Below are 19,220 nucleotides of genomic sequence, written 5' to 3' on the forward strand. Positions count from 1 at the left end.
GTTATTTTAGAGGACTTCCTCGGTAACAGCATGAGGTGAAGTAACTAACCCTAATTTGCAAAACATACGTTGTTGTGCTTTCAACCGGATATCAAGTTCTTCAGGAGAAGTTCTTAAAATTGCAGCCCCCGTTTCCATATAACGGTCTTCATTAGCCAGTTTCCAATCAGACCAAAGGCCTTCAATCCAGGTAATAATATTATTTTTTTCTATTTCACTCAGAAGAGGTAATTTGTCTCGCATATAGATAAAACCGAATCCAGAATGTCTGGCTTCATCTTGGATAATACGTGAATTAATTGCCTTGAAAATAGGGCAGGGTAGCGTTTCAATCCGCTTTCTTTGTTGATTCAGTGCTTCACTTTCCATGACTACATTTAAGGCAACAATCAATCCGCAATAGGATCCAGTCCAAGCTAGCGTCTTGGAAAAAATATCTGCAAGCCGTTCATTGACAGGTGCAATTTCGCCAAGCAATTGAATATATTTTGCATATACATCGGCATGACGTGCCTCGTCATTCATCTGCGTGCAGATAAAACGAAGCGCTTGAAAGTCTGGAACTTCAGTGATTAATCGGGCACAAATTTTTAGGGTAAACAGTTCCGCATGGTAAAGCTGACTTATCATATCCACATAATCTGTTATTGTGACATCGTTTGGTACAATAGGGGGTAGATCCCAATCGAACTCAGAAATCGACCAATTGGATAATCCTGATTTTTCAATCAATTGTTGCAATTGAGGGGAATGATAAGTGTGTGAATCGTCCATAACATCAACCAGTCTCGGCATTTTTGATCATATTAATGCTTCACTGTTTAAAATTCAAATCATATCGATACTCTCTCTTTATGACTGCAATTTCATCCCTGGTATGGTGCTTTCTTCATCATGCTAATTTCGGTATGTCTGTGTTGATGGCATTTTCAGTTGGCATTGAAGCACTCGCTTCTATTTCAATAGGAGATCTTGAGTTGAAAAAAGTCGAACGATACAGTCTTCTTGCCGCTGGAACGGCGTGTTGCTGTGCCTCACTAAATCCAATTACAAACTCAATTAAAGGCCCAAGCCAGGCAGTATAATCTACGCCATTTGCGATGGCTGCAAGCAGAGCTTGAGAGGCATGTGCAACCCCAGCCAAAGCCCCAACACTCAATGATAAAATCATAGAAGATGAATCACCATGCCTAAGCATGTTGGCAATATTATTGGGTAATTGTTCCATTTGATTAAGATGAGGAACAGACTCTGCAATGGCAAAACCATATACAGCAATACGCTTGTAAAACTCTTGGTTAATTGGGGCAGCGATTAATTGTCCTTCTGGTAAATGCAGATAAACCATTGCTGCCAACATCAACCACCATTTTAAAGGAGGCCATGAGCTTTGTGGTCTCTCAATTATCTGACTATTCGTTACACTCAAACTATAATGCTCGCGCGTACCATTCAGGGTGTGAAAAAGGTGAGGTATCGAGATAGCACAAAACTTTATTAACGCAGGTGCAGCGAAAACCAATCCTAAAAATTCATTATCATGTATCCCTAATGAACTGGCCAATAAGCTACCTTGTAAACGATGCGCCCAACCACACATGGCTAATGGTGGTGCAAGTAACATCAAGCCCGTTGACATGACTATAATATCACTCGTTTTTGCAGGCTGAAGTAATGATGGTTGTTTCTGCTCTTCATGTGCATCATTAGATTCATCACATTGCGCCGGAAAAAGATGATCGTATACCTCAATGGACTCACAACAACCAGCAAGAATTGCCAAGCCGAGAATATAGAGCCAATAAGCATCCTGCGCTGTGTCTGGTAGCTCATCTATAGTCGCTCGGGAATAAGTCATTGAAGATACAACGAATACTAGAAACGTGAGAAATTGTCGCAACTCTTTTGGCATCACTTTAACCATACAAAAATGTCTTTGAGCAAGACGTAGAAGTAATTAGCGTTTAATTATATGGGATTATATAGCTTAAAAGCTACGACTTTGGGGGCGTTTTGATTCAAAGTCAATTTTATAAAAAACTCTGAATTTTATGTGGTTCGCGTGTTACAAGCAATTTTAAATGTTTAAAGTCATTAATGTACAAGTATCTTGCTTTTTGCTCCAAAGCAATATACCTAGTAAAAAGCAAGCTCCGCCCTTCCAAATGCTCACTCCGAGCCATGATAATTGGAATTTTTTATGAGTGGCAATTTCACGCTATCAAATAACCCACATTCATCCAAGATAAAAGGCAATAGAGTAGTTTAAAACTCAAACCATGTAATTTGAAGTTCATACCAAGAGAGAGCAGTGCTCCGGTGCTGTATGTAGTTCTGAATACACGATATTCTTTGATGTGTTTTGGGCCATTCTTACTCATTGTATTTCCTATAGTATCATTGATATTAATCCGGGAGGCATGCAGTGCAGCCAGATTGCGAGTGCTAGTATGGGATTATCAAAAATTTTATTGCTGGGTTCAACCATAATTTATCTTCTTAATGGACCCAGAGTTGCCTGCAATGGATATAAAATAAATTGTGAACTGTTCAGAGGAGCCTTTTTTAGGCGCCAAGACAGACTCTTTTGTCTGTTAAAGGATGGGTTTGAGAATCCGTAAAAAGGATGTTTCAAAATTTGTAATTCACTTGGGAAGCTAGTTCAAAAACTGTCTCCATTAATCAAGGTTCAAATTAATACCAAAATAATTGAATTAATGGAGGGGTTTACCTAGTGGTTTCGTTGGCTTGAGATGTGATAAAAATCGTAATAAATTCTGATTAATTATAATGGCTATAGTGAATGGTGTTCCGAGGAGGCAGACCACATCCTTGTGGTAGTGCATCGTCCTTGATGCGTTCAAATAATCCTTAATAAGACATCCGCTGTCCTTCCTCGTACTGATTTAAGCATAGCGAATAATTTTAATGAGTTATACTCAAAATAGCGCATAATCATGTAAGAAATCTCTTAATTTGAGTTAGAGGGCCTAAAATGGGCTGCGATTTTAATTTATCTGAGTAGTGTTAAAGGTTTTCTTCATTCAATGAGGTACGCTCTATTGATAGAACGTTTTATCAAAAATGATTCATCGTGGACAACATTTATGGATAACTTGGTTGAGTCTGGAAGGATTTAAAGTCTTCTGCCCTAATAATGTCGCAAAAATCTTCTTTAGAGGAATAGATAATAATAGCGTCGCCAGAATCAAGTTTACTTATTAGTTGTTTCTTTTTAATTTGAGTATCAATTTCATGTTCACCGTAATCAGTAGCTTGGCGTGTGATAATATCAAAAATGAGATTTTCCAAAGCTCTTATATACTGCGTCGACAGGTAGTGGCATCCGAGGTGCCGGCAGAAATAATGAACAGCCTCACTCTTGATCTATATTTCTTTAAAATATACCATCAGACCGAATCATATAAATAGGGGGTGTGATATGTCAGCCAGTGCTCATGAAGTGCAATCATCAATCTCAAAGGTCAAACGTCAGGATTTTGCCAAGGAACTGGATACTCGCGATGCTCAGGTGCGTATATTGCGAGGCGCCTTGGCTTTTGCCGAGTCAGAGATGCTTTATGAAATTTTTCCGGGAATAAATGGCAATATAAGAATCACCAACTTTGATGGACTGCCTATGGAGCGTATTAAGCATCACATACAGAATGATGGCGTTGGATCGTTGGAAAATGAACTTCAATTACTCTGGAACTCCGCCATTGGAGAAAAAAAGGTCGCCCCAAAAAAAGACGAATTTTTTAAGGAATACTTCTATCCCGTCGATTTAACACTTAATTTTGTGATGAGAATACCTTCCACAGATGGAGGCGAAAAGCGAACTTGTCATGTTGATATCCAGTTTCTTGGCGTGCAACTACCGGCAGACGAAGCGCTTAAGATTAAAACCAATAACCCCGAGCTGTTTAAACCTAAGACCAGCTTGTCCTGCCAGATTTCCTGATCGGCTATCAGGCGTAGCCTGGGAGTAGGCCCCAAGGGCCGTATCCCAGGTTTTCATTGTTATGCCAGCTTAAGTTCACCACTCATTTACTCTCCAAACTCACTTAGACCAACCTCTTTCACTAATTTTATGGCAATAATCCATTTTCAACTTAAAAGAAACCCTGGGATACGGCCCTTGGGGCCTGCTCCCAGGCTACGCCAGCTAGAATAGGATATTCCTACCTTCCTGAGAAGAACCCCTATAAGTTAATTTTTTAAAAATGCAGCAAATCAATTGTATTGGTGCAAAAAAATTATTAAAATCTGGTTGCAGTTATTATGGAAAATTATTTAAAAGCGAGCAATTTTATGGAAATCAGAACCATTCAATTCGAAAACAAATTAGTCCTAATTATCAATAATTAATAAATCGACAGAAATCCTTTTTTCACAAAAAACGATCCTGGAAATATTAAGCTTGGAATCGATGCTCCAAGAGAGATTGATCCTAATGGTGAAGAAATTTTCAAGCGTAAAAAAGAAAAATTAAAAGAGTTTCAATGCTGGTGTATGTGTTTCATCTTAAACTAAGGAAAAAAATGAAAAGAATATTAACCTGTTTACTATCGTTTACTTCATTAACACTAAGTGCTCATAACGTCTCTGGCCATCCTGATTTGTTAACTGTCCATAAAACCTATGCAGAGGGATTGAATAATGATGAGTATCAGTATTTAAGAGCTGATATTTTGGAAACTAGAAATGGAGAGATAACACAAAGCGGATACCAGACTTTGTGTGTTCGTAATCACAAAAAAGCTCTTGATTTAAAAATATTTTTAGTTAATCCAGAGCCTGAGTATTATCAATATAACGTTACATTTTCTATATGCCGTCAAGATGATATTGGTGATATAGAAAACAATAAATGCGAGCCAGTTTCTGCTATTAACGTAGATGTGATGAAAAATGAAAAAAATGAAGTTCAGGTTAGTCTGCCGCGTTATACTTTGGATTTGTCCTCCTATGCGGGCCAATATTCACCGTGCAATGAGACAGAGCTTAGAGAAAAAAGTTTTATTATGAAAAAACGCCATGGCAAGGAGCTAGACAGGGTAAAGCAATAAATCCCAATCGCTAATTAAACCGATGTTTTCTAAGCGATTGGCTGAGTAAAAAATAGTGACTAATATTAATCAGTAAGATAATTCAGGCGCTATAATCATTTTAGCCAGCAGTACAAAATATTTGAACCGATAAGTTTTTTTATGGAGAGCGTTCTGTTGTCAGTGTTGTGCTATATCGCGTTAATCGTGAAAAGCCTGAACTGATACGTTTGCACCCCACCTTTACTCCTGGGTTCAAAGTCTTGTACTGCTGGATTTGTTTATAGCCTATTTCATTACCCAATTTGCCTACTAAATCGATGTTAATAATTTAATGTCCATTAATACCAAGCTTAAACAAACTTCCTAAACACATTATAGCTAAATTAACTGCATGGATTAATGCTTTAGGGCATGATGGTTTAAGTGAGGTTAGAAAAATACCTGGATATCTTGATGAATCCTTACATGGAGATAGCCGGCGTAGCCTGGGAGTAGGCCCAAAGGGCCGTATCCCAGGTTTTCATTGTTATGCCAGCTTAAGTTCACCACTCATCTACTCTCCAAACTCACTTAGACCAACCTCTTTCATTAATTTTATGGCAATAATCCATTTTCAACTTAAAAGAAACCCTGGGATACGGCCCTTTGGGCCTACTCCCAGGCTACGCCAGCTGTGGTGGCTGTTAACGGCTCAAAGGTCCATAATGGCATTTCAGCCTGTCCTGTTCCTATTATCATCCAGGAGCACAGAAACACCAACAATCCAACCAAAAAGGACTGTTTTCTTTTGTTGATTTCTAGCATAAATTCTTTCCTTAGGATATGCAGGCTAGATTAGCCAATAAGTTATTGTTGTTCCGAGATTCTGGCAGGGATTAAAGGCCAATCAATACACACAATGAGCGCTTTAGAGAAGGGCGTACAGTATGAGAAGGCGTTATGCCGCCTACTTACTTCAACCAGCTCTGTAAGGTGAAATCCGTGATTTTAATCTCTAAAAAAAATACTAACAGTTTTGGTGTGTTGATGTAAACCATTGTTAATAATAGATTTTCTCTTCTTTGGGGTTGGGTGTTGTTTGAAGCAGGTATGTTAATTGTTTTCTTACGCTTAAAGCCGCTTTAAATTGGATTTCGTGCATGTTCCTAAGTCAAAATTAAATAATTCCATATTACGACTCAGGTGTATCTAGTACTTCGCCTACTTCTTTTAGCCGCATTTCAAATTGTGTCTTTAATGGATTGATTTTTCCTGATGTTGCATTTCAGGTTTTGCACAGAAAATTTTTATGTAACCATGCTTTGAAGTGTTGGCAACTATTAATGCAGGGGCTAATATGAGCTTGTGTTATTTGTTATTATATCGACATCATTTAGAAATTATTTGAAGTAGTCGATTAAATAATTTGCTTTATATTATAACTTTATTATATAATTCAAACCTATTTGAATACAGGTCGAATTCTAGGCACGTAGCTCAGTGGTAGAGCACCACCTTGACATGGTGGTGGTCGGTGGTTCGATCCCACTCGTGCCTACCAATTAAATCGAAAGATACATTTGAATCAATTTTATAGAGCAGCTGCTGCACTGAATACAAAAGTTTTAACCCTGCTCTGCAGGGTTTTTTTTTGAAAAGAAGTGCTTGACGGACGGAATGACGGACAGAACTATGCCAAACATTAAATTACCTGATGGTAGTGTGAAACATTTTGAAGCCCCTTTGACTATTTACGATGTAGCACACCATATTAGTCCAGGATTAGCAAAGGCAGCTCTGGCAGGTCGTGTTGATGGCCGTTTGGTTGATACCAGCTTTTTGATTCAGAATGACTGCTCCTTGGTTATTATCACCGAGAAACAAGAAGAAAGTCTGGAAGTTATAAGGCATTCTGCCGCACATCTTTTAGCTCAGGCGGTAAAGATTTTGTTCCCTCAAGCCCAAGTGACTATAGGCCCTGTGATTGAGGACGGTTTTTACTACGATTTTGCCTTTGAGCGACCATTTACACCCGAAGATCTTGAGCTAATTGAAGCAAAAATGCAGGAACTGGCTAAAGCAAATCATCCTGTTACTCGCAGAGAACTACCGCGTGATGAAGCAATTCAATATTTTAAAAATCTGGGTGAAGAGTATAAAGCCAAGATTATTGCTGATATTCCTGCTGGTGAAGTGCTTTCATTATACCGTCAAGGTGATTTTGAAGATTTGTGCCGAGGTCCGCATGTTCCATCTACCGGTTTTTTAAAGGCCTTTAAACTGACAAAACTGGCTGGTGCCTATTGGCGTGGTGATTCTAATAATGAGATGCTGCAGCGAATTTATGGTACAGCCTGGACTGATAAAAAATCACTAGCCGATTATCTGTTTCGCATCGAAGAAGCGGAAAAACGGGATCATCGCAAATTGGGAAAAGCCCTCGATCTGTTTCATTTTCAGGATATTGCTCCCGGAATGGTTTTTTGGCATCCCAATGGCTGGATAATCTATCAGGAATTAGAGCGTTACATGCGCATGCGATTGGCTGATTTTGGCTACCAGGAAATTAAAACCCCCCAGTTGGTCGATAAAGTATTGTGGGAAAAATCGGGGCATTGGGCAAATTTCAGAGATGAGATGTTTGTTACCGAGACCGAAAATCGTCAGTATGCCGTAAAGCCAATGAATTGTCCTTGCCACGTCCAGGTTTATAATCAAGGTTTGAAAAGTTATAGAGATTTGCCATTAAGGCTTTCTGAGTTTGGCAATTGCCATCGATGTGAACCTTCTGGTTCATTGCATGGATTAATGCGTGTACGAAATATGGTCCAGGATGATGCTCATATATTTTGTACCGAAGATCAGATCCAATCTGAAGTTGCGATGATGCTGGAGCTGGTTCAATCCGTCTACACCGATTTTGGTTTTAGTGCAATTAAATACCGTCTGGCTTTACGTCCTGAAAAACGTGTTGGTGCGGATGAGGTATGGGATAAAGCGGAGAATGCTCTAAAACAAGCCATGCAGGAAAGAGGAATTGAATGGGTCGATGCGCCAGGTGAAGGAGCATTTTATGGCCCGAAAATTGAGTGTTCTTTATCGGATTGCTTGGGTCGAATTTGGCAGTGCGGTACCATTCAGGTTGATTTTTCAATGCCCGCTCGTTTGGAAGCAAGCTATATTGCTGAAGACGGCAGCAAACAGACTCCCGTCATGTTGCATCGTGCGATTTTAGGTTCTTTTGAGCGCTTTATGGGCATATTAATCGAGCATTATGCTGGAAAATTACCACTTTGGTTGTCGCCTGTACAGACTGCTGTACTCACCATAAGTGAAAAACAGAACGCGTATGCGGAAAAAGTCACACGAATTTTACAAAAAAATGGTATTCGTGCACATTTGGACTTGAGAAATGAGAAAATTGGCTTTAAAATTCGCGAGCATACTTTACAAAAAGTGCCTTATCTATTAGTAATAGGCGATAAAGAAGTTGAAAATGGTCAGGTTGCCGTTCGTTCACGTGAAGGTGTGGACTTAGGCGTGATGACAATAGATACAATTTGTGATACCTTGACGCAAGAAATTGTCCGTAAAGGATCTCTGTAAATAACGAACTGGAGGATTAAACCATTAGTGCACCAACTAAGCGTGAAAATGATCGCGCACGAATTAATGAACAGATCACTGTACCTGAGGTACGCTTAATTGATGTCGATGGTAACCAGGCAGGAATTGTATCAACACGAGAAGCCCTAAGGGCTGCGGAAGAAGGTGGATTGGATTTGGTAGAAATATCTCCAACAGCCAAACCTCCCGTATGCCGTATTATGGATTATGGTAAATTTCTTTTTGAACTGAGTAAAAAACAAGCTGAAGCAAAGAAAAAGCAAAAGCAAATTCAGGTCAAAGAGCTAAAATTCCGTCCTACGACGGAAGATGGAGATTATCAGGTCAAGCTACGCAACCTGATCCGTTTCCTGAATCATGGTGATAAGGTCAAAATCACGCTTCGTTTTCGTGGTCGTGAAATGGCTCATCAAGAACTCGGTATGAAAATTCTGGAGCGAATCCAGCAGGATACTGCTGATGTAGCTGTTGTTGAACAACATGCTAAGCGCGAAGGAAGACAATTACTGATGGTATTATCACCCAAAAAAACTAAGTAACAAATGCGGAGTATATTGTTATGCCGAAGTTAAAGTCACATCGCGGAGCATCTAAACGCTTCCGCAAAACAGCAAGTGGTGCGATTAAACGTCGTGGCGCTTACAGGAATCATATCCTCACCAAGAAGTCTACTAAGCAAAAACGCCATTTACGCGTAGGTGCCAGTACTTTGAAGCCATGCGATGCGCGTTTGGCAGAGCGTATGTTGCACGGTAGTTAAGGGGAGATTAAGATATGCCAAGAGTAAAACGTGGTGTGACCGCTAAAGCGCGTCACAAGAAAATATTAGACCAAGCAAAAGGTTATTACGGCGCACGTAGCCGGACCTATCGCGTAGCGAAGCAGGCTGTAATCAAAGCAGGCCAATACGCTTATCGTGATAGACGTCAGAAGAAAAGACAGTTTCGTGCTCTATGGATAGTTCGTATTAACGCACAGGCTCGTGAGTGTGGTTTGTCATACAGCCGTTTGATTGATGGTTTGAAAAAAGCTTCAATTGAACTGGATAGAAAAATACTGGCTGATATGGCGATTCATGACAAAGTAGCTTTTGCTGCAATTGCTGAACAAGCCAAAGCTGCATTAGCAGGTTAAGCAGTCTTTATTTATCACAGCAAAAGAAAGTACTAATAAAATTATTTAGGAGGCTAAGGCCTCCTTTTTACTTGTGGGTATAAAAATGCAGGATATCATCACCATACAAGAACAAGCCTCTGAAGCCATTAATCAGGCCCAGGACATTGCCGCTCTTGAGTTAATTCGTGTCGATTTTTTGGGAAAAAAAGGGAAACTGACTGATATTTTAAAAGGCCTTGCGAATTTATCCGCTGAAGAAAAACCCAAAATGGGTCAATTAGTTAATCAGGCAAAACGCGAGATCAGCTTGCTGATCGAGACGAAAATGCTTGAATTAAAAGAACAACAATTGCTGGAAAAATTAGCTCAAGAACAAATCGATGTAACCCTTCCAGGGCGGCATCGTGAGTCGGGATCATTGCATCCGGTGACTCAGGTAAAACATATAATTAATGATTTTTTTACTCGCTTGGGCTTTGATATAGTTGATGGCCCTGAAATTGAAACAGAATTTTATAATTTTGAAGCCTTGAATATTCCTGGTCACCATCCTGCGCGTGCAATGCACGATACCTTCTATTTTGGGGATGGCAGATTACTAAGAACTCATACATCGCCAGTACAAATTCGTACTATGGAGCAACGTAAACCTCCTTTTCGTCTTATCGCACCAGGCCGGGTATATCGATGTGATTCTGACATGACCCATACACCCATGTTCCATCAGGTTGAAGGCTTATTAATTGATAAACAGGCAACACTGGCTGGATTAAAGGGATTGCTGAACGATTTTTTTGCTCACTTTTTTGGCCGAAAACTGGCGCTTCGCTTTCGTCCTTCCTATTTTCCCTTTACCGAACCCTCTGCAGAAGTGGATATAGAATGTACTCAGTGCAGCGGCAAGGGATGCCGCTCGTGTAAGTTTACCGGGTGGTTAGAGGTTCTGGGCTGTGGTATGGTCCATCCTAATGTTCTCAAAGCGGTCAATATCTCTCCTGAGGAGTATCAGGGTTGGGCATTTGGCATGGGCATGGACAGGCTGGCCATGTTGTATTACGGAATTGATGATTTGCGCATGATGTTTGAAAACGATGTAACATTTTTAAGTCAGTTTTAAGCATTTAATACCGATATCTGTCCTCTCTTATTGCGAACTTTATACGGATTAAATCATACACATCAGAATTATAGTCCGTAGAGGAAGTGAACCATGTATATGAGAGGCAGCAATTGAATTATGGGGACTATAGATGAAATTAAGTAAGTTATGGTTACGTGAATGGGTTAACTTCTCATTAACAGAACAAGAGTTAGCCGATCAATTGACTATGGCTGGTTTGGAAGTAGATGCGGTAAATCCTGTTGCTGGAGCGTTTACTCATGTGGTTGTTGCTGAGGTTCTAAGTACAAAGCCTCATCCAGATGCAGATAAACTGACTTTATGTGATGTCAGCGTGAATGCTGATAAACCATTAAAAATTGTATGCGGCGCAGCAAATGTACGCGCTGGTTTAAAAGTTGCGTTAGCGATGATTGGCGCCAAATTACCAGGCGGCCTTCAGATCAAGGAATCCAAACTGAGAGGCGAGTTGTCCCAGGGGATGCTGTGTTCCGTTACTGAACTAGGGCTTGCTGAACAATCTGAAGGCATTATGGAGTTAGAGGATGATGCCCCTGTCGGTATGGATTTACGTGAATATCTGACGCTTGATGACCACGTCTTTGATGTCGATTTAACCCCTAATAGAGCAGATTGCTTTAGTGTATTGGGTATAGCCCGAGAAGTTGCGGTACTCAATAAATTGCCGTTGATGGAGCAACCTGTTGCTACAATTACCCCTGCAATAGATGATGTCCTTAGCGTTCATTTGCACAGTCCAGAGGCATGCCCCAGGTATTGTGGGCGAATTATACGAAACATTGATACTCAGGCTAAAACACCATTATGGATGAGTGAGCGTCTGCGCCGGGGCGGGATCAGAATACTCCATCCTATTGTTGATATTATGAATTATGTCATGCTCGAATTAGGGCAGCCTATGCATGCATTTGATCTGGCGAAAATTGATGGTGAAATTAATGTTCGTTTCAGTAATGATTCAGAACAATTAAAATTATTAGATGGTCAAGAGGTTCAATTAAACGACAAGGTTCTGGTTATCGCCGATAAAGAAAGACCTTTGGCCATGGCGGGCATCATGGGCGGTGCTGACAGTGCGGTCGAGGCTCATACTACGGATGTTTTTCTGGAAAGTGCCTTTTTTAATCCGATTATCATTGCCGGTGTCGCTAGAAAATATGGTTTATTCAGCGATTCATCACAACGCTATGAGCGAGGAGTTGATCCCTATCTTCAGTTGAAAGCGCTGGAGCGAGCCACTTCGCTAATTACATCTATTGCTGGCGGTACAGCCGGGCCTATTATTGAATCGTCTGATGCGACTCACTTACCCAAACGAATCCAATTTACTTTTGATACCACAAAAGTAAAACAGCTGACCGGGCTGACTATCTCGTTACAGGAAATGAAAAGTTTATTGGAGGGATTGGGTATCGTTATTACTCATGAAGCCGGTACACAATTTGACGTAACGGTTCCTTCACATCGATTTGATATACAGCAAGACGTAGATTTGGTAGAAGAAATCATCCGCTTATACGGTTATGATAATTTAATGGCCGAGCCAATGAATACAGTAGTTCAGGCGGGTGCTATCTGTTCGAATGAACGAATAGCGGCTCAATTGGCTCATTGGTTCCGTTCCAGAGGATATCATGAGACCATAAGTTATAGCTTTGTTGATCCAGAGATACAAGAAGCTCTTTATCCTGAGAAGGAATTCATGCAGCTTCTTAATCCTATTTCTTCAGAATTATCGCAGATGAGAGTCGGGATGTGGCCGGGGTTAATTGCCTCAATGATTTACAATGTTCACAGACAACAAAATGCGATTAAATTTTTTGAGATTGGGGTCGTGTTTGATGTTGAGAAACAGAACTTAACAGAGCGTCCTTGTATTGCCGGTTTGTTGATGGGCGAACGTGGCAGCTTGAACTGGAATGAAACAAAACGTTGCTACGATTTCTATGATTTGAAAGGTGACCTGGAATCGTTGTTTGCATTATTAAAATTAAAAGACGTGGCGTTTATACCGGCTGTTAATGATGCTTTGCATCCCGGTCAATCAGCACAAATCACCATAGGCGGGGAGCATGCTGGATGGATTGGGGTATTGCACCCACGACTGTCCGATGCTTTAGATATTGCTCAAGATGTTCTGTTATTTGAGTTAAATGTAGAGGCATTGAAGAATCCTGTTGCACCCCTGTATAAAACGATTTCAAAATACCCTCAAATAAGACGGGATCTTTCGTTTTTGGTTGATGAAAAGATAAATGCCATGCAGATTGAACACGCTGTCCGATCAGCAGTTACAGAAAATTGGTTAAAATCATTTGATGTCTTTGATGTTTATGTCGGTAAAGGGGTGCCAGAAGGAAAGAAAAGTCTTGCTGTTGCAATGACCTTACAGGATGATACACGAACATTAGTAGATTCTGAGATCAATTTGCTAATTGATGCTATAATCAAGACACTGCAAAATGAATTTTCAATCATATTGAGGGACTAATCGTGAATGCATTGAGCAAAGCAATAATGGCTGAATCCTTGTGTGATGATTTAAAGCTTTCCAAGCCGGTAGCCAAGGAACTGGTAGAAAATTTTTTTGAAGAACTACGTCATGCTCTGGAGCATGGGCAACCTGTGAAATTATCCGGATTCGGTAATTTTACTCCGAGAGACAAACCTGAAAGACCCGGTAGAAATCCTAAAACCGGTGAAGAAATTCCTGTGGTTGCCAGAAGAGTGGTAACCTTTAAGCCGGGCTTAAAATTAAAAACAAAGATAGAAGCAATAGGAAAGTAAACCCTTGACTTATTATACCAAGCACATAATGATATGCACGAATCAAAAGGCGGCAGGTAAGCAATGCTGTGCGAATACTGGTGGCGAAGAATATTTTGACTACCTTAAATCTCGCCTTCTGGAACTGGATATGCACGGCCCCGGAAAGTATCGGGTTAGTAAGTCGGGTTGTCTTGGACGCTGCAGTTCAGGGCCATGCATAGTGATTTATCCTGAGGGAGTGTGGTATTCTTATTCTTCTCTTGCTGATATTGATCAAATAATTGAAAGCCATTTAATTGCGGGAGAAACCGCAGAACAGCTTTTAATTGATAAGTAAATTATTTATTTCTTATGTATAATAAGTGCAGTTGAATTGCAGGAATCAGTTCACATTTTCATGTGAAATTAGATGTTTTTATATAGATTTAATTAATTGTTAATAAATTTTTATCCTTTTTACTTGTAGGATGTTTCTGTTTTGGTTAAAATCGCCCGTCCATGATAGAAAGATTACCAATTTAGGCGGTTCGGAGTTTATTTAATGAAGACAATTAGTGCCAAAGGCCATGAAGTCAAACGTGACTGGTTAGTGGTCGATGCCAGCAATAAAGTTTTGGGTCGCTTAGCTACTGAGATTGCCCGTCGTTTGCGTGGCAAACATAAAGCTGAGTATACACCCCATGTTGATACTGGTGACTACATCATTGTTACTAACGCGGAGAAAGTCACAGTGACTGGCCGTAAATTTAAAGACAAGATGTATCATCGTCACACAGGTTTTCCTGGTGGTATCAAATCGGTTACTTTCGAAAAAATGCAGGCACACAATCCTGTAAGAATTATCGAGCTTGCTGTAAAAGGCATGTTACCAAAAAATCCATTGGGTAGAGAGATGTATCGCAAACTGAAAGTATATGTTGGTAGCGAACATCCGCATACTGCACAGCAACCCAAGCAACTTGAGATTGAGGAATAAGTATTATGGCTGAAATGAAGCAATACTATGGCACTGGCCGTAGAAAAAGTTCAACAGCTCGTGTTTTTTTACGTCCTGGAAAAGGTGAGATTAAAGTCAATAATCGCACTCTGAAAGAATATTTTTGTCGTGAAACTTCTTGCATGGTTGTAATGCAACCTTTAGAAACTGTTGACGTTCTTGATAAATTTGACATTTTCATCACTGTTGTTGGTGGTGGTGTTTCTGGTCAAGCAGGTGCTGTTCGTTTGGGTATCGCCAGAGCATTGGTTGCCTATGATGAGCATGGATTGGCAGAAGACGCTGAGCCAAGCCCAGATTCATTTCGTAGAAAGCTGCGTGCTCGTGGTTTGTTAACTCGAGATTCACGTCGTGTGGAAAGAAAGAAAGTCGGTCTGCACAAAGCACGTCGTGCGACTCAGTACTCCAAACGTTAATACCGTTTTATTTAAAAACCCGCTCTATGCGGGTTTTTTTTTATTTCTATTAAAATAGCCTTCACATCCGTTTGAAAAAGTTCATTTCTTTGTTATAAATAAGTTTATCTTAAATCAGGACGGCATGACGGTGAGTGAAACTACTGATCTGAAACAGGATGTGGATAAGAAACCAGAAAATCCATTAGATGAAGAGCGGCGTCGATTTTTGTTAACTTCGACCTGTGTTTTGGGTGGTGTGGGCGCTGTTTGTGCTTTAACTCCTTTTGTTTCATCCTGGTTGCCTAGCGCTAAAGCACAAGCAGCAGGCGCGCCTGTACAGGTTGATTTATCAAAATTGGAACCTGGAGAGCAAGCGATTGTAGAATGGCGTGGAAAGCCGGTCTGGATTATCCGGCGAACCAACGAAATGCTTCAACAGTTAAATGTTGATGATTCACGATTGCGAGATCCGCAATCATTAGTAGAACAACAACCAGAATATGCAAAAAATAAATACCGTTCCATTAATCCTGAGTATTTGGTGTTAATCGGTATTTGTACTCATCTTGGGTGTTCGCCCAAATATAAACCTGATTTGGGTGAGTTAGGAGCTGATTGGCCAGGAGGTTTCTTTTGTCCATGCCACGGCTCCACTTTTGATCTCTCGGGCAGGGTTTTCAAGGGTGTTCCTGCTCCTATAAACCTCGAAGTACCTCCTTATCACTTTATTAATGAGCATACGATAGTGATAGGTGAGGAAGCACAATAAGGACTGAACCATGAGTGGACTGGTGAACTGGTTAGATGCACGTTTTCCCTTGTTAAACACCTGGAAAAGTCATTTTAGTAATTATTATGTTCCGAAAAACCTGAACTTTTTTTATTTCTTTGGCTCACTGGCTTTAGTGGTTCTGATGAATCAGTTGGTCACTGGTTTATGGTTGACCATGTTTTACACTCCCAGTGCTGATCAAGCCTTTTCTTCTGTTGAATACATTATGCGTGATGTCAATTTTGGCTGGTTATTGCGTTACATGCATTCAACAGGTGCGTCAGCATTTTTTATTGTGATCTATTTCCATATGTTTCGAGGTTTGCTTTATGGCTCTTATCAAAAGCCAAGAGAGTTAGTCTGGCTACTGGGTATGGTTTTATATCTTATACTGCTGGCGGAAGCTTTTTTCGGTTATTTATTGCCTTGGGGGCAAATGTCCTACTGGGGTGCAGAAGTGATTACCTCGTTATTCGGAGCAATACCCTACATCGGTAAAAGTTTAGCGGTTTGGTTAAGAGGTGATTTTGCTGTTGCAAATGCTACCTTACAACGTTTTTTTGCCTTACACGTCATTGGTATCCCTATTTTAATGCTCCTTTTGGTGTTTATGCATATCGTTGCTTTGCATAAGGTTGGTTCCAATAACCCTGAAGGAATTGACATTAAAAACACTGTAGATGAGCAAGGCATCCCATTGGATGGAATTCCTTTGCATCCCTATTATTCTGTTAAAGATTTTTCTGGAATTATAGTGTTTTTAATCCTGTTTTTCGGAGTCGTTTTTTTTGCACCCGAGATGGGGGGGTACTTTTTAGAGCATGCTAATTTTGTTCCTGCCAATCCTATGGTAACTCCTGAGCATATTGCTCCCGTCTGGTATATGGCACCGTTTTACGCCATTTTAAGGGCCATTCCTGACAAGTTATGGGGAGTTGCCTGCATGCAATCCGCGATATTTATTTTATTTTTTATTCCCTGGCTGGATCGAAGCAGCGTTCGCTCAATGAGGTATAAGGGAATGTTTTCACGAGTAAGCTTAACTCTTTTTATTTTGAGCGTGTTGCTATTGGGGTATTTAGGTACAGCTCCGGTTACACCGCTACGCTTATTGCTGGCCAGGTTGGGTACGGTTATCTATTTTTCCTTTTTTATGTTCATGCCGTTCTACAGTCGATTGGAGCGTACGAAACCCGTTCCTGCCCGAATAGGTGAATCATGATGAAACTCATAACCTTAGTGATGGCCTGCATTTTTTTACTTGACACAGCTCCGTTGGCAAGGGCAGATGATAGGCCTATGCATTCCGTGACTATAAACATAAAAGACAGAGAGAGCTTACAGAGAGGCGCCAAACTGTACATGAATTATTGTTCGGGTTGTCATTCATTAAAGTACATGCGTTACAATCGAATGGCTCATGAATTAGGTCTAACTACTTTTGATGGCGAGCTGGATGAAGACTTGTTAAAAAGTAATTTAATATTTACAGAAGCAACAATATACGACCCCATTCGTATTGCAATGCCTCCAGAAGATGCCAGGCAGTGGTTTGGTATCGTGCCTCCGGACTTATCTTTAAGTGCTCGAGATCGAGGCCCTGAGTGGATTTATACTTACTTAAAGAGTTTTTACAGTGATGGTTCCAGGCCTTTTGGTACCAACAATCTGCTGATACCTGATGTTGCCATGCCCAATATCCTGGAGCCATTGATCGGAACAGTAATTTTAAGGCACAATAAATCTGCCCATTCTTCGGATTTAATAGTTCTTCAACCAGGTGAAATGCATCAGGCTGAATTCGATAGTGCGGTTAAAGATTTAGTCACCTTTTTGGTTTACGTCGGGGAGCCTGCCAAAATGGTGCGATATAAGATTGGTGTCTTTGTTATTCTGTTTTTATGCATTCTTTTTATTTTTGCCTATCGCTTAAAGAATATTTATTGGCGAAGAATAAAATAACATACGTTCCGAGTCTTCTCGGTTCCGTTGGCAATTGCTCTTAGCCTACGTTCTGCGCTTAATGCGCAGGAAGCGGGGAGGGATAGATGAATTGTCAACAGACCCTGGAGTATTGAATGATATATTTGCATAAATGAATTAGATTTTGGCATAAAGTCACCCGGAAGGGTAAAAATGTGGTAGAATGTTGCTCTTTGAACTGTAAAATACGGAAGCTGTTTTCGGGCTTTCATGAATCGATAGGAGTTGCTAATGGCAATTGTTGCAAAGCGCACCATAATGTCTTTATTTTCTGATGTTGATGATGTTTATAGCCATCAGGTACGGATAGTATTAGCTGAAAAAGGCGTTAATGTAGAAATTCTTGCTGTGAATCAAAGCGAGCCAAGCTCAGATCTGTTAGCGATTAATCCCTATGGGACAGTTCCTACATTGCTTGATAGAGAATTGGTTCTTTATGAAGCACGCATTATTATGGAATATCTGGACGAGCGCTTCCCTCATCCTCCTTTATTGCCCGTATATCCTGTTGCCCGAGCAGAAACCCGTAAAATGATGCATCGGATTGAGCAGGACTGGTACTATCTGATGAATTACATTCTAAACGATGATAATGCTGAACAGGCTCGGGTCAATTTGCTGGAAAGCCTAATCAGTCTGGATCCTGTATTCGCTGATAAACCTTATTTTTTGAGTGATGAGTTTTCTTTACTGGATTGCGCTTTAGCTCCATTATTATGGCGTTTGCCTAAATTAGGTATGGAAATTGCCCCTCAGTTTAAAGGCATCCTCTCTTACATGCAGCGTGTATTCAAACGTGATTCGTTCCAAGCGAGTTTGACTGATGCTGAGAGACAAATAAGAGCTGCATAACATGGCAATGACATCAAATAAACCTTATCTGATTCGCGCTTTTTACGACTGGATCGTAGATAATGAGCTGACTCCTTATATTTTGGTTGATGCAACTTATCCAAATGTCCAGGTTCCCAAGGAACATATTCGTCATGAGCGTATTGTTTTAAATATTTCCCCATCAGCAACGCGCGGTCTTTTGCTGGAAAATGATCGTATTGTATTTACCGCTCGATTTTCTGGTCAAACGGAACAGATCTTCGTAGTTCCGAATGCGGTATTGGAAATTTATGCTAAAGAGAATGGTCGTGGGATTGCTTTTGCTATTGAAGAAGGTGAAGAACCTCAACCACCAACCAGTTCACCAGATTCTGAAGCTGCCGCAAGAAAAAAACCATCATTAAAATTAGTAGAGTAAGTTATCCGGGTTTCTGGACAATCTGAAACCCATAGCTTCCTGATATGTTGTGATATTGGATTTTTTCGAGGTGACTGTTCACCGCCCGTCAAGAGTCTGGTGAACAGTTACTTTTCAAATACAGATTTCGGA

At 40.4% G+C, this 19,220-nt stretch carries 22 protein-coding genes and 1 tRNA gene; 18 read left to right on the forward strand and 5 right to left on the reverse strand.

Annotation, left to right across the window (positions count from 1 at the left end; all coding sequences use genetic code 11):
• Positions 1-6 precede the first annotated feature (6 nt).
• The 4 genes from ELY21_RS09525 to ELY21_RS09535 form a co-directional block, all read right to left on the reverse strand.
• Positions 7-774: a ferritin-like domain-containing protein gene (locus ELY21_RS09525; protein ID WP_127108970.1), complete on the reverse strand. Its 768-nt coding sequence runs from the start codon at positions 772-774 to the stop codon at positions 7-9.
• Positions 775-892: 118 nt separating this feature from the next.
• Positions 893-1,912 carry a hypothetical protein gene (locus ELY21_RS09530; RefSeq protein ID WP_127108972.1) on the reverse strand — a complete coding sequence of 340 codons (1,020 nt, stop codon included), beginning with the start codon at positions 1,910-1,912 and terminating at the stop codon, positions 893-895.
• A 301-nt stretch (positions 1,913-2,213) separates the two neighbouring features.
• A complete protein-coding gene (locus ELY21_RS15610) occupies positions 2,214-2,381 on the reverse strand; it encodes a hypothetical protein (protein ID WP_158618540.1) in 168 nt (55 codons plus the stop codon).
• Between the two features lie 724 nt (positions 2,382-3,105).
• The gene (locus ELY21_RS09535; protein ID WP_233588697.1) at positions 3,106-3,312 is read right to left on the reverse strand and encodes a YheU family protein; all 207 of its coding nucleotides are present in this window, start codon (positions 3,310-3,312) and stop codon (positions 3,106-3,108) included.
• A gap of 130 nt (positions 3,313-3,442) precedes the next feature.
• On the opposite strand from ELY21_RS09535, the gene ELY21_RS09540 reads away from it, so the two are divergent.
• Both ELY21_RS09540 and ELY21_RS09545 read left to right on the forward strand, forming a co-directional pair.
• On the forward strand, positions 3,443-3,964 hold the full coding sequence (locus ELY21_RS09540) for a hypothetical protein (RefSeq protein WP_127108974.1): 522 nt from the start codon (positions 3,443-3,445) through the stop codon (positions 3,962-3,964).
• Positions 3,965-4,544: 580 nt separating this feature from the next.
• A complete protein-coding gene (locus ELY21_RS09545; protein ID WP_127108976.1) occupies positions 4,545-5,072 on the forward strand; it encodes a hypothetical protein in 528 nt (175 codons plus the stop codon).
• A gap of 633 nt (positions 5,073-5,705) precedes the next feature.
• On the opposite strand, the gene ELY21_RS15615 is transcribed toward ELY21_RS09545, so the two are convergent.
• On the reverse strand, positions 5,706-5,858 hold the full coding sequence (locus ELY21_RS15615; RefSeq protein WP_158618541.1) for a hypothetical protein: 153 nt from the start codon (positions 5,856-5,858) through the stop codon (positions 5,706-5,708).
• A gap of 661 nt (positions 5,859-6,519) precedes the next feature.
• Between ELY21_RS15615 and ELY21_RS09550 the strand changes: the two genes are divergently transcribed.
• From ELY21_RS09550 to ELY21_RS09625, 16 genes are all read left to right on the forward strand, one after another.
• A tRNA-Val gene (locus tag ELY21_RS09550) sits at positions 6,520-6,594 on the forward strand.
• Between the two features lie 131 nt (positions 6,595-6,725).
• Positions 6,726-8,639, forward strand: coding sequence for a threonine--tRNA ligase (gene thrS / locus ELY21_RS09555; protein WP_127108978.1), 1,914 nt, complete (start codon positions 6,726-6,728; stop codon positions 8,637-8,639).
• A 23-nt stretch (positions 8,640-8,662) separates the two neighbouring features.
• On the forward strand, positions 8,663-9,199 hold the full coding sequence (gene infC, locus ELY21_RS09560) for a translation initiation factor IF-3 (protein ID WP_035921352.1): 537 nt from the start codon (positions 8,663-8,665) through the stop codon (positions 9,197-9,199).
• A gap of 20 nt (positions 9,200-9,219) precedes the next feature.
• The gene (gene rpmI, locus ELY21_RS09565) at positions 9,220-9,420 is read left to right on the forward strand and encodes a 50S ribosomal protein L35 (protein WP_083500053.1); all 201 of its coding nucleotides are present in this window, start codon (positions 9,220-9,222) and stop codon (positions 9,418-9,420) included.
• A 14-nt stretch (positions 9,421-9,434) separates the two neighbouring features.
• Positions 9,435-9,794: a 50S ribosomal protein L20 gene (rplT, locus tag ELY21_RS09570; protein WP_028383361.1), complete on the forward strand. Its 360-nt coding sequence runs from the start codon at positions 9,435-9,437 to the stop codon at positions 9,792-9,794.
• 85 nt (positions 9,795-9,879) lie between these two features.
• On the forward strand, positions 9,880-10,893 hold the full coding sequence (pheS, locus tag ELY21_RS09575; RefSeq protein ID WP_127108980.1) for a phenylalanine--tRNA ligase subunit alpha: 1,014 nt from the start codon (positions 9,880-9,882) through the stop codon (positions 10,891-10,893).
• A gap of 133 nt (positions 10,894-11,026) precedes the next feature.
• Positions 11,027-13,408, forward strand: coding sequence for a phenylalanine--tRNA ligase subunit beta (gene pheT, locus ELY21_RS09580; protein WP_127108982.1), 2,382 nt, complete (start codon positions 11,027-11,029; stop codon positions 13,406-13,408).
• Between the two features lie 2 nt (positions 13,409-13,410).
• The gene (locus ELY21_RS09585) at positions 13,411-13,704 is read left to right on the forward strand and encodes an integration host factor subunit alpha (protein WP_028383358.1); all 294 of its coding nucleotides are present in this window, start codon (positions 13,411-13,413) and stop codon (positions 13,702-13,704) included.
• A 4-nt stretch (positions 13,705-13,708) separates the two neighbouring features.
• A complete protein-coding gene (locus ELY21_RS09590; RefSeq protein ID WP_028383357.1) occupies positions 13,709-14,023 on the forward strand; it encodes a ferredoxin in 315 nt (104 codons plus the stop codon).
• Positions 14,024-14,227: 204 nt separating this feature from the next.
• Positions 14,228-14,662 (forward strand): 50S ribosomal protein L13, encoded by a 435-nt coding sequence (rplM, locus tag ELY21_RS09595; protein WP_028383356.1) that lies wholly within the window; start codon positions 14,228-14,230, stop codon positions 14,660-14,662.
• A gap of 5 nt (positions 14,663-14,667) precedes the next feature.
• Complete coding sequence (rpsI, locus tag ELY21_RS09600) at positions 14,668-15,099, forward strand: 30S ribosomal protein S9 (RefSeq protein WP_028383355.1); 432 nt, start codon at positions 14,668-14,670, stop codon at positions 15,097-15,099.
• A gap of 124 nt (positions 15,100-15,223) precedes the next feature.
• The gene (gene petA / locus ELY21_RS09605; RefSeq protein WP_199741689.1) at positions 15,224-15,850 is read left to right on the forward strand and encodes a ubiquinol-cytochrome c reductase iron-sulfur subunit; all 627 of its coding nucleotides are present in this window, start codon (positions 15,224-15,226) and stop codon (positions 15,848-15,850) included.
• Between the two features lie 10 nt (positions 15,851-15,860).
• On the forward strand, positions 15,861-17,075 hold the full coding sequence (locus ELY21_RS09610) for a cytochrome b N-terminal domain-containing protein (RefSeq protein WP_127108984.1): 1,215 nt from the start codon (positions 15,861-15,863) through the stop codon (positions 17,073-17,075).
• On the forward strand, positions 17,072-17,815 hold the full coding sequence (locus ELY21_RS09615; RefSeq protein WP_127108986.1) for a cytochrome c1: 744 nt from the start codon (positions 17,072-17,074) through the stop codon (positions 17,813-17,815). Before ELY21_RS09610 ends, ELY21_RS09615 begins: the two co-directional genes overlap by 4 nt.
• Before the next feature lie 252 nt (positions 17,816-18,067).
• Complete coding sequence (gene sspA, locus ELY21_RS09620; protein WP_127108988.1) at positions 18,068-18,688, forward strand: stringent starvation protein SspA; 621 nt, start codon at positions 18,068-18,070, stop codon at positions 18,686-18,688.
• Position 18,689: 1 nt separating this feature from the next.
• Positions 18,690-19,088, forward strand: a complete 399-nt coding sequence (locus ELY21_RS09625; RefSeq protein ID WP_028383350.1) for a ClpXP protease specificity-enhancing factor — start codon at positions 18,690-18,692, stop codon at positions 19,086-19,088.
• Positions 19,089-19,220: the final 132 nt, after the last annotated feature.

It is taken from the genome of Legionella sp. km535 (assembly GCF_003990085.1).
Classification (GTDB): Bacteria; Pseudomonadota; Gammaproteobacteria; order Legionellales; family Legionellaceae; genus Legionella; species Legionella moravica.

Excerpts from the sequence above, each read along its gene's own strand:
- ELY21_RS09525 (WP_127108970.1), bottom strand. The coding sequence starts at position 774 with ATGGACGATTCACACACTTATCATTCCCCTCAATTGCAACAATTGATT.
- ELY21_RS09530 (WP_127108972.1), bottom strand. The coding sequence starts at position 1,912 with ATGCCAAAAGAGTTGCGACAATTTCTCACGTTTCTAGTATTCGTTGTA.
- ELY21_RS15610 (WP_158618540.1), bottom strand. The coding sequence starts at position 2,381 with ATGAGTAAGAATGGCCCAAAACACATCAAAGAATATCGTGTATTCAGA.
- ELY21_RS09540 (WP_127108974.1), top strand. The coding sequence starts at position 3,443 with ATGTCAGCCAGTGCTCATGAAGTGCAATCATCAATCTCAAAGGTCAAA.
- ELY21_RS09545 (WP_127108976.1), top strand. The coding sequence starts at position 4,545 with ATGAAAAGAATATTAACCTGTTTACTATCGTTTACTTCATTAACACTA.
- ELY21_RS15615 (WP_158618541.1), bottom strand. The coding sequence starts at position 5,858 with ATGCTAGAAATCAACAAAAGAAAACAGTCCTTTTTGGTTGGATTGTTG.
- thrS (WP_127108978.1), top strand. The coding sequence starts at position 6,726 with ATGCCAAACATTAAATTACCTGATGGTAGTGTGAAACATTTTGAAGCC.
- rpmI (WP_083500053.1), top strand. The coding sequence starts at position 9,220 with ATGCCGAAGTTAAAGTCACATCGCGGAGCATCTAAACGCTTCCGCAAA.
- rplT (WP_028383361.1), top strand. The coding sequence starts at position 9,435 with ATGCCAAGAGTAAAACGTGGTGTGACCGCTAAAGCGCGTCACAAGAAA.
- pheS (WP_127108980.1), top strand. The coding sequence starts at position 9,880 with ATGCAGGATATCATCACCATACAAGAACAAGCCTCTGAAGCCATTAAT.
- pheT (WP_127108982.1), top strand. The coding sequence starts at position 11,027 with ATGAAATTAAGTAAGTTATGGTTACGTGAATGGGTTAACTTCTCATTA.
- rplM (WP_028383356.1), top strand. The coding sequence starts at position 14,228 with ATGAAGACAATTAGTGCCAAAGGCCATGAAGTCAAACGTGACTGGTTA.
- rpsI (WP_028383355.1), top strand. The coding sequence starts at position 14,668 with ATGGCTGAAATGAAGCAATACTATGGCACTGGCCGTAGAAAAAGTTCA.
- petA (WP_199741689.1), top strand. The coding sequence starts at position 15,224 with ATGACGGTGAGTGAAACTACTGATCTGAAACAGGATGTGGATAAGAAA.
- ELY21_RS09610 (WP_127108984.1), top strand. The coding sequence starts at position 15,861 with ATGAGTGGACTGGTGAACTGGTTAGATGCACGTTTTCCCTTGTTAAAC.
- ELY21_RS09615 (WP_127108986.1), top strand. The coding sequence starts at position 17,072 with ATGATGAAACTCATAACCTTAGTGATGGCCTGCATTTTTTTACTTGAC.
- sspA (WP_127108988.1), top strand. The coding sequence starts at position 18,068 with ATGGCAATTGTTGCAAAGCGCACCATAATGTCTTTATTTTCTGATGTT.
- ELY21_RS09625 (WP_028383350.1), top strand. The coding sequence starts at position 18,690 with ATGGCAATGACATCAAATAAACCTTATCTGATTCGCGCTTTTTACGAC.